The 9,140-nt window shown below is 59.7% G+C and carries 11 protein-coding genes and 1 tRNA gene; 11 read left to right on the forward strand and 1 reads right to left on the reverse strand.

What is annotated here, in order from left to right:
* Nucleotides 1–12: 12 nt before the first annotated feature.
* From GVL04_RS08965 to GVL04_RS08980, 4 genes are read left to right on the forward strand one after another with little or no spacing between them, the layout of a single operon-like run.
* Entirely contained in the window at nucleotides 13–453 is a 441-nt protein-coding gene (locus GVL04_RS08965) for a hypothetical protein (RefSeq protein WP_159702779.1), read from the forward strand.
* The gene (locus GVL04_RS08970; RefSeq protein ID WP_159702782.1) at nucleotides 450–1,082 is read left to right on the forward strand and encodes an RNA ligase family protein; all 633 of its coding nucleotides are present in this window, start codon (nucleotides 450–452) and stop codon (nucleotides 1,080–1,082) included. Before GVL04_RS08965 ends, GVL04_RS08970 begins: the two co-directional genes overlap by 4 nt.
* On the forward strand, nucleotides 1,079–1,273 hold the full coding sequence (locus tag GVL04_RS08975) for a hypothetical protein (protein WP_159702785.1): 195 nt from the start codon (nucleotides 1,079–1,081) through the stop codon (nucleotides 1,271–1,273). Before GVL04_RS08970 ends, GVL04_RS08975 begins: the two co-directional genes overlap by 4 nt.
* Nucleotides 1,263–1,982, forward strand: coding sequence for a hypothetical protein (locus GVL04_RS08980; protein ID WP_159702788.1), 720 nt, complete (start codon nucleotides 1,263–1,265; stop codon nucleotides 1,980–1,982). Before GVL04_RS08975 ends, GVL04_RS08980 begins: the two co-directional genes overlap by 11 nt.
* 270 nt (nucleotides 1,983–2,252) lie before the next feature.
* On the opposite strand, the gene GVL04_RS24950 is transcribed toward GVL04_RS08980, so the two are convergent.
* The gene (locus GVL04_RS24950) at nucleotides 2,253–2,444 is read right to left on the reverse strand and encodes a helix-turn-helix domain-containing protein (RefSeq protein ID WP_081765896.1); all 192 of its coding nucleotides are present in this window, start codon (nucleotides 2,442–2,444) and stop codon (nucleotides 2,253–2,255) included.
* 138 nt (nucleotides 2,445–2,582) lie between these two features.
* Here GVL04_RS24950 and GVL04_RS08990 point away from each other — a divergent pair, with 138 nt between their 5' ends.
* The 7 genes from GVL04_RS08990 (at nucleotide 2,583) to GVL04_RS09020 (ending at nucleotide 9,129) form a co-directional block, all read left to right on the forward strand.
* A complete protein-coding gene (locus GVL04_RS08990; RefSeq protein WP_159702791.1) occupies nucleotides 2,583–3,653 on the forward strand; it encodes a site-specific integrase in 1,071 nt (356 codons plus the stop codon).
* Between the two features lie 223 nt (nucleotides 3,654–3,876).
* A tRNA-Pro gene (locus GVL04_RS08995) sits at nucleotides 3,877–3,951 on the forward strand.
* Between the two features lie 69 nt (nucleotides 3,952–4,020).
* Complete coding sequence (tig, locus tag GVL04_RS09000; protein ID WP_159702794.1) at nucleotides 4,021–5,403, forward strand: trigger factor; 1,383 nt, start codon at nucleotides 4,021–4,023, stop codon at nucleotides 5,401–5,403.
* A 220-nt stretch (nucleotides 5,404–5,623) separates the two neighbouring features.
* Nucleotides 5,624–6,247, forward strand: a complete 624-nt coding sequence (locus GVL04_RS09005; RefSeq protein WP_159702815.1) for an ATP-dependent Clp protease proteolytic subunit — start codon at nucleotides 5,624–5,626, stop codon at nucleotides 6,245–6,247.
* A 39-nt stretch (nucleotides 6,248–6,286) separates the two neighbouring features.
* Nucleotides 6,287–6,946: an ATP-dependent Clp protease proteolytic subunit gene (locus tag GVL04_RS09010; protein ID WP_011775058.1), complete on the forward strand. Its 660-nt coding sequence runs from the start codon at nucleotides 6,287–6,289 to the stop codon at nucleotides 6,944–6,946.
* A 182-nt stretch (nucleotides 6,947–7,128) separates the two neighbouring features.
* Entirely contained in the window at nucleotides 7,129–8,418 is a 1,290-nt protein-coding gene (gene clpX / locus GVL04_RS09015; RefSeq protein ID WP_144651484.1) for an ATP-dependent Clp protease ATP-binding subunit ClpX, read from the forward strand.
* Nucleotides 8,419–8,499: 81 nt separating this feature from the next.
* Nucleotides 8,500–9,129, forward strand: a complete 630-nt coding sequence (locus GVL04_RS09020; protein WP_159702818.1) for a DsbA family protein — start codon at nucleotides 8,500–8,502, stop codon at nucleotides 9,127–9,129.
* The last annotated feature ends 11 nt before the right edge of the window (nucleotides 9,130–9,140 follow it).

Genomic DNA, 9,140 nt, shown 5'->3' on the forward strand with positions numbered 1-9,140 from the left:
GAAAGGACTTGAATGACAGAAATCATCGTTGAAACACCAGGCCTTGTCGCGTTCGGCGGGGACCTTGGTCACGACGTCGTTTGGGATCAGCTGGAAAGCTACGGCGACGCCAGTCCTGACGAGCATGACCTTTTCCGGTCACGGTTCGAGGTCGTGGCAACTGATGCCCACACGGATGGCGACCTGTATCAGGGCACGACGCTCATGCAGGTGATTCGTCGGAAGTCGGACGGGCGAATGTTCGGCTGGTCCTATTGGCAGGCCGGCGGCAAGTATGGCGAGTCGTTCCGCGAATCGAACGGCGACGACTTTGCTGACGAGCTGCCTGAGATTCAGTACGACTGGGACTCCCACGACTGGTCTGAAGACCCAGAGGTTCCTGGTTGGTACGTTTTCCAGCCGGTCGAGCCCCACCACCTCCCCGCCTACCGCTTCGCAAAGGAGTCTGCATGACCGATGTTCAGATTGAGGCCGTCGAACAGGAACCCATCGAATTCCTGGAGTGGCCGAAGACGCCGCGATTGTTCCGCAACATGGTGATCACGGAGAAGATCGACGGCACCAACGGCGCCATCATCATCACTAAGGACGGGCGTGTTGCTGCGCAGTCCCGCAACCGTCTGGTCATCCCTGGCAAGGACTCTGACAACTACGGGTTCGCCCGATGGGTCTACGAGAACGCCGGCGAATTGGCTGATGTACTCGGCCCTGGGCGTCACTTTGGTGAGTGGTGGGGGAGCGGCATTCAGCGCGGCTACGGTCTCACCCGCGGCGAGAAGCGATTCTCCCTGTTCAATGTCGAGCGGTACAAGAACCTGCCGCTGGAAAACGTGGACGGACTCGGGGTTGTGCCCGTGCTTGCCCGCCACACGTTTGACACTGAGGTGATCAAGCAGACTCTGGCCGACCTGGTTCGTTTCGGCTCTGCGGCCGCACCGGACTGGGACGGAGTCCCGGAGGGCGTCATCGTCTTCCATTCCCAGACGCGCCAGGTGTTCAAGGTGCTGATCGAGAACGATCACCTGACCAAGACACAAGCCGCCACCATCGACCCCCGAGAAGAACTGGACCTTGCAGCATGAGACTCATTGAAATCGAGCAGGTACTCGTAAACCCTGAACACGTCGCTGTTGTAGAACCAGTGGAAGGTGGCAGCAAGATTCATTTCCAGAATGGCACCGCTTTGACCTCCAGTCTGGCGCCACTGGAAATCAGCACACGTCTGCAAGGCATGGAACTGCTATACGACGACACGGTGGTTCATGGCGGTTGAGTTCTGGGTGAACAACAAAGCGTTCGCCAACCTGCTGCACAATGCACTCTGTATGGCCAAGGAGCCAGCAGCTAACGCCGTTCACCCGTACCTCTACCTGCGCTACACGTACGACCCGGACAGCCGCAGAGGTCAGCTAATGGCCTCGGGCATGTCCCGCTTCGCTGCCGGGCTCGACTGCACAATGGTTGAGCCCGGCGCGCCAGACGGCTACGCGGAACTCTTGCTGCGACCTGTCAGCCCGGTGAAGGGTGGTGTGGTGGACGACGTGACCAAGCTGGCGTCCGGCATCAGAGCCGTTTCCTCCGCGGCCAGCGCAACCGTGGCCGTCCGCATCGAACACCGCGACAGGATCACTGTCACTTACGGCAGCGACCTGGTTGGTGAGCTGGCGGACCTGAACCCCGACATTGAGCCGTCGAAGTTCTACCTGGTCGAGGACATGGTGGATGAGCTGGCGGCAGCCGCTGCCCCGGTGACTCCGACAGCGTTCAACATCACGGTCCTAAATCGGATCAAGGATCTGAAAATCACTGGCATGCCGGGGGACTGGGGGGTCATGGACTTGGCCCAGCACCCGGATAAGGACATTGTGGGCGTGGCCGTAGGTCCGAACTTTCGTGGACTTCTTGGTGTGATTGACCGCGCCAAGTACATGCAAGGGGGCAAGTGGGGAGATGGTCCCGGCAATCCCGACCACCTGTTCTAACAAGGAAGGCCCCACCCTGAATGGGTGGGGCCTTGTTCCTATTTGGGTGGAGTCCAATCGAGCGGCTTCACCGTTTTACGCCTGGACGCCACTGCGGGCGGCAGGTCAGAGGGTCTACGGCCAGGCTTGCCCTTCTTATTGGCAAGCTCAACCAGTTCCCTGACCGGCTTCTCATGCTCGGCACACAGCCACATGATGGAGAAACCGCCGTCCCCGTTGATAGTCCACTTTGTGACTCCGGGACGGTCGCACCGAAGGCACGTCGTGTCCTCACTCAACCCGATCACCTCCTCGCCAGCTCTCAAGCCATTTATCGACCTCCGACAGTCTAAACCGGTATTCCCGGCCAACCCTGTGGTGAGGCATGTGGCGCGCATACTTACGCACCCAATCTTTGGACCGGTCAAGATGGCGGGCAACCGCAGGCACCCCGACCCATGGTTCAGTGTTTAGAATCTTCATGCAATGATGCTAACATGTTTCTACACGACACAACCAAGCACTATAAACGAAATGAATGGAGGGAGCATGGGCCGGGCAAGGCATGGAGATGGCTGGATCGGAAGCCGTCAACTGGCAGACGGAACCACAGTGTGGGACATGCGCATCACAGTAGATGGCGAGCTATACGCGCAGTACGGACTGGAGTCTGAGAAGGACGCAGTCCGTGAGCGAGACAAGGCCAAGGGCGCTAAGTCCCTGGCGGCGCTGGCCAGGCAGCGGAAGCTGCGGTTACCAGAGCTGGTGCGAATGTGGATGGATGCCCATCAGGACAAGGCCGGCTCCACACTCACGTCCTACGAGAGCGCACTCAAGCTGCACATCGAGCCGCGGCTGAACATAAGAGTCGAGCAGCTGACCCTCGATGACATGAACTCGTTCATGCGCGACCTGCCCAAACACCTGCCCAAGTACGCGCGCGGCGGGCGGTCCCTGGGGAAGCGGGTGGCTGACATGGTGAAGGCCACGCTGCGGTGGGCGTCATCACCGTCAGTGAGGCTGATCAACGAAAACCCTCTCAGGGATTCCACGATTAGGCTGCCCAAGAAGAATCCTCCAAGGCGGGCGGTGCAGCGAAGCGACTTCCCGAAACTGATGAGCGCAACCGAGAAGCAGCAGTCCCAGCATCTTTGGCTGATGCTTGGAGCCACCGGCGCACGGAAGGGCGAGGTCACGGCGCTCCTTTGGAGCGACATAGATTTCGTCCGGAACGTTGTATCCATCACAAAGATCTCCACACCGGAATCGAAGGGTGCCGTCGTGGAAGAGCGGGTGAAGATGAACCAGGAGCGTGAGGTGCCGCTGGAGGAGTCTGTGGCTGCCTACTTCCTGAGCATCAAGCAGCTGCGCCAGGCGAAGCAGTCTGACCCGGTTTTCCCGGCACCGAGAAAAGGTGGGTCGATCGGGCATGGGACGATCAACAAGTGGTGGTACCGGGACTGTAAGAAGGCCGGCCTACCGACGGGGGAGGGTGGGTACACGATTCACTCTCTCAGGCACATGTTCACGACGATGATGATCGACGCAAAAGAGGACGTGAATGTTGTGTCGCAGATACTTGGCCACTCGTCGGCCATCGTGACGCTAGGCATTTACAAGCACGTAACAGAGGAGCAGAAATCGTCCGCGATCAAGACCATGGGTGGACTGCTGATGAGGGGAGTGGTTTAACGTGTAATGTGATTGCTTCTGCGATCGACTGGGGAAAATCCGCGCCAGTACTAGGATGCAGGGGGTTTGGGGGAGTGCCATTAAGCTACGTCCCCAGGACAGATACCCTTGTTCTGGACATCTTCCCGGTGGCTGTTGAAGCCGGGTACAACTAAACCTAATTCCGGCGGCGGTGTCAAATGTGCATTCCTGGCTCGCTTGCCCGTAGACTGTCCTGTGCATTCGGGGTGTAGCTCAGCTTGGCTAGAGCGCCTGCTTTGGGAGCAGGAAGTCGCAGGTTCAAATCCTGTCACCCCGACTCTGTGTTTGTGTCCGCCTCAGGGACGCGACAGAACCCCATACCCACAAAATCAGGAGTACTTAGACTGTGAAGAGCGCTGTCGAGAACCTCACCGCAACGCGGGTCAAGCTCAACGTTGAGGTTCCCTTTGAGGAACTGAAGCCGAGCATCGATGCCGCGTACAAGACCGTTGCTTCGCAGATCCAGGTTCCCGGATTCCGCAAGGGCAAGGTTCCCACCAAGCTGATCGACCAGCGCGTTGGCCGCGGCTACGTCCTGGAGACGGCCATCAACGATGGCCTTAACGGTTGGTACCAGGCCGCAGTTCAGGAAACGGGCGTACGCCCCCTGAGCCGTCCCGAGGTTGAGATCACCGAGGTTCCGGACCCCACGTCCACCGATGGCGAGCTCAAGTTCCAGGTTGAGATCGATGTCCGCCCCGAGATCGAGCTGCCGGACTACGCCGGTATCAAGGTCGAGGTCGCTGCAGCTGAGTCCTCCGACGCTGACATCGACAAGTCCCTCGACGAACTTCGCGGCCGTTTCGGCACGCTGAAGTCCGTAGAGCGCCCTGCGAAGAACGATGACTTCCTGACCATCGACATCACCGCCACCATTGACGGCGAAGAGATCGATTCGGCGTCGGGCCTGTCCTACCAGGTTGGCGCCGGCACCATGCTCGAAGGCCTCGACGAAGCCGTGACCGGCCTCTCCGCCGACGAGGAAGCAATCTTCGACACCACGCTGGTTGGCGGTGACCACGCCGGCGAGTCCGCTCAGGTGAAGGTCGTTGTCAAGGCTGTCAAGGAGCGCGAGCTTCCCGAGGCAAACGACGACTTCGCCCAGCTGGCCTCCGAGTTCGACACCCTTGCCGAGCTCCGTGAGGACCTCGCCAAGCAGGCTGCCGACTCCAAGGTTGTTGAGCAGGGCGTAGAAGCACGCGACAAGGTCCTGGACAAGCTCGTTGAGCTCGTCGAGGTTCCGGTTCCGGATTCCGTGGTCGAAGAGCAGATCGAAGCTCACTTCAACCCGGAGAACGCCCATGGCGAAGGTGACCACGACACCGAGGAGCACCGCGCCGAGGTCAAGGCCAACACCGAGCGGGCCTTCCAGAACGAGATCATCCTTGACGCCATTGCGGACAAGGAAGAAGTAGACGTCAGCCAGAACGAGCTGATCGACTACATCGTCACCACCGCAAGCCAGTACGGCATGGACCCCAACCAGTTCGCTCAGATCATTGACCAGAGCGGCCAGGTTCCCATGATGGTTTCCGAGGTCCGCCGCCGCAAGGCACTGGCCGTTGTCCTGGGCCAGGCCGAGGTTGTCGATTCCGAGGGCAACAAGGTTGACCTCACCGACTTCGTCCGTCCTGCAGGCGAAGCCGCAGCCGAAGAGGCCGCAGCTGTTGAGGCAACTGAGGAAGCCGACGCTGTCGCAAGCGACGACCCCGCAGCAGTGAAGTTCTAGTCAACGACTTCAACCGGCCCCGGATCTCCTGATCCGGGGCCGGTTTGCTTTAAGGCTGAACATTGGTGCTGAACGCAGACGTGCGCCGTCAGCGAACAGTGCGATTCCGGCGAACAAATCACCCCGGAAAACGGTTAGTGTCCAAGTAGTGAAGTTCAGTGAGGTCACTGGCACCAGCGAGAGGTAAGTACTTATGTCACAGCAATCAGAGGCTCCCCGGATGGCAACTGTCGATCCCGCAGCCCAGGACAACTACATCTACAACCGCCTGCTGAAAGAGCGCATTATCTGGCTCGGCTCTGAAGTCCGTGACGAGAACGCCAACGCCATCTGCTCCCAGCTCCTCCTCCTCTCGGCAGAAGACCCTGAGAAGGACATCTACCTGTACATCAACTCCCCGGGTGGTTCCGTGACAGCCGGTATGGCCATCTACGACACCATGCAGTTCATCCCGAACGACGTCGTCACCGTCGCAACGGGCCTGGCTGCCTCCATGGGCCAGTTCCTTCTTTCGTCCGGCACCAAGGGCAAGCGTTATGCAACGCCCAACGCCCGCATCCTGATGCACCAGCCCTCAGGCGGAATCGGCGGCACGGCTTCGGACATCAAGATCCAGGCGGAACTGATCCTGCACATGAAGAAGGTCATGGCGGAACTCACGGCTGAGCAGACCGGTCAGTCCGTGGAGACCATCCTCAAGGACAACGACCGCGACAAGTGGTTCACGGCCAGCGAGGCGCTGGAGTACGGCTTCTTCGACAAGATCTCGGCACACGCCGGTTCTGTTGCCGGTGGTGGCGGTACGGCCAACCAGTCGGGCGCAGAGTCGAACTCCGAAAACTAACCGGCACAAAGAACCACTGAAACCCCAGGAGTAAAGAACATGAACTACAACTTCGGATGGTCTGCCGGTAACCTCCCGTCCAGCCGCTACGTCCTGCCCCAGTTTGAAGAGCGCACGCCCTACGGCTTCAAGCGCCAGGACCCGTACACCAAGCTGTTCGAGGACCGCATCATCTTCCTTGGTGTCCAGGTTGACGACGCTTCCGCCGACGACATCATGGCCCAGCTGCTGGTCCTTGAATCAACGGATCCGGACCGCGACATCACCTTGTACATCAACTCGCCTGGCGGTTCGTTTACGGCCATGACGGCGATCTACGACACCATGCAGTACATCCGTCCGGAAATCCAGACGGTGTGCCTGGGACAAGCTGCAAGTGCTGCGGCCGTCCTGCTCGCCGCCGGCACGCCGGGCAAGCGCCTGGCGCTTCCGAACGCACGCGTTCTGATCCATCAGCCGGCCCTTTCCGGCGGTCAGGGTGGACAGGCATCAGACCTTGAAATCCAGGCTGCTGAAGTCATGCGCATGCGCACCTGGCTTGAGGACACTCTGGCGCACCACTCGGGCCGCACTTCCGAGCAGGTCAACAATGACATCGAACGCGACAAGATCCTCACCGCGGCCGATGCCCTGAGCTACGGTCTCATTGACCAGGTTCTGGACTCCCGCAAGATCAAGCCCCAGGCAATCGCCCGGTAGCACACGGAATTCGACGCCGGTGCGGTTCACGAAATATGGACCGCACCGGCGTTCTGTTTCCACCCAAGCAGCCCATTGTGACCTAGAGTGGATGTTGTCACGGTGGTGCCAGCCGCGGCTTGGCCGCACACTTGATGACGGCGCGGAGCCGCATCACCCGCATGCAACGAAGGGATTCCCACATGGCTCGGATTGGCGAGAGCACGGATCTGCTGAAGTGTTCTTTCTGCGGAAAGAGCCAAAAGCAGGTTCGGAAGCTGATTGCCGGGCCCGGTGTCTACATCTGCGATGAATGCATCGAGCTTTGCAACGAGATCATCGAAGAGGAACTCGCTGAAGTTTCCGATCTCGGCAGTTTCGAACTGCCCAAGCCCCGTGAGATCTTCGACTTCCTGCAGGAATACGTCATCGGTCAGGAACCGGCCAAGCGTTCGTTGGCGGTGGCGGTCTACAACCATTACAAGCGCATCCAGGCAGGCCACGCACCCAAGACCGGGAGCCTGGGTGAGGGATCGCATCACGAGGACGTGGAGATCGCCAAGTCCAACATCCTCCTGATTGGCCCCACGGGTTGCGGTAAGACGTATTTGGCCCAGACGCTGGCCCGACGGCTTAACGTCCCGTTCGCCGTAGCCGATGCGACCGCCCTGACGGAAGCCGGTTATGTCGGTGAGGACGTCGAGAACATCCTGCTTAAGCTCATCCAGGCCGCTGACTACGACGTCAAGAAAGCCGAGCAGGGCATCATCTACATAGATGAGATCGACAAAATCTCCCGGAAGAGCGAAAACCCGTCGATTACGCGTGATGTATCCGGCGAAGGTGTGCAGCAAGCACTCTTGAAGATTCTTGAGGGAACCGTTGCGTCGGTACCCCCTCAGGGCGGCCGTAAGCACCCGCATCAGGAATTCATCCAGATCGATACCACCAATGTCCTCTTCATCGTTGCCGGCGCCTTTGCAGGCCTCGAGGACATCATTGGTTCGCGGTCCGGGCGCAAGGGCATCGGCTTCGGTGCGCCGCTCAACGAGGCCCGTGACAATGTGGACACCTACGGCGAAGTAATGCCTGAGGACTTGCTGAAGTTCGGGCTTATTCCGGAATTCATTGGCCGCCTCCCCGTGATCACTACGGTGTCCAACCTGGACCGGCCTGCCCTGATCCAAATTCTGTCCACTCCCAAGAACGCCTTGGTGAAGCAGTACCAAAAGATGTTCCAGCTCGATGGCGTTGACCTGCAGTTTGACGACGACGCCTTGGATTCCATCGCGGATCAAGCGCTCGAGCGCGGCACCGGTGCGCGTGGTCTCCGCGCCATCATGGAAGAAGTGCTGTTGCCGGTCATGTTCGATCTCCCCAGCAGGGACGACATCGCCACCGTAGTCATTACAGCCGACGTCGTAGCGAAGAAGGCGCAGCCGACCATGATCGCCCATGACGTCGTAGCCAAGCGCCGGAATAAGTCGGCCTAGCCTCCTGTTGGCCTAAGCGAGGAGCGGTTCCGCTGGGACCGCCTGCCATGCCATATTTCCCACCCTTCCGAGGAGTTCCCTGTGCCCGATCAGATCGTGTCCGAAGAGACCGTCAACAAAGCCGACTTCTGGTTTGATCCTGTCTGCCCTTTCGCTTGGATCACCTCCCGTTGGATCGGCGAAGTGGAGCAGGTGCGGGGGATTCAGACCGAGTGGCACGTCATGAGCCTTTCCGTGCTGAACGAGGACCGCGATCTTCCAGCCGATTACAGGGCGATGATGGATGACAGCTGGGGACCGGTCCGCGTGATTATCGCCGCACAGGAATTGCACGGCAGCACGTACGTCAAGCCGCTGTATGACGCGATGGGGGAGCAGATCCACCATGAGGGCAACAAGGACCGTGCTTCGGTGATCCAGAAGGCCCTTGCCGAGGTTGGCCTGCCGGCTGACCTGGCACGCTTTGCTGTCTCGGATGAGTACGACGCACAATTGCGCACAAGCCACGAGGCCGGGATCTCCTTGGTGGGGCAGGACGTCGGTACCCCCGTTGTGGCCTTCAATGGAACGGCGTTCTTCGGTCCTGTACTTACGCGTATTCCGCGCGGCGAAGAAGCAGGAAACATCTGGGACGCGACGGTCACTCTGGCCGGATACCCGCACTTCTTTGAGTTGAAGCGCAGCCGCAGCGAACGCCCGGAATTCAACTAGTCCAAACGGCA

It is taken from the genome of Arthrobacter sp. 18067 (assembly GCF_902706295.1).
GTDB lineage: Bacteria > Actinomycetota > Actinomycetes > Actinomycetales > Micrococcaceae > Arthrobacter.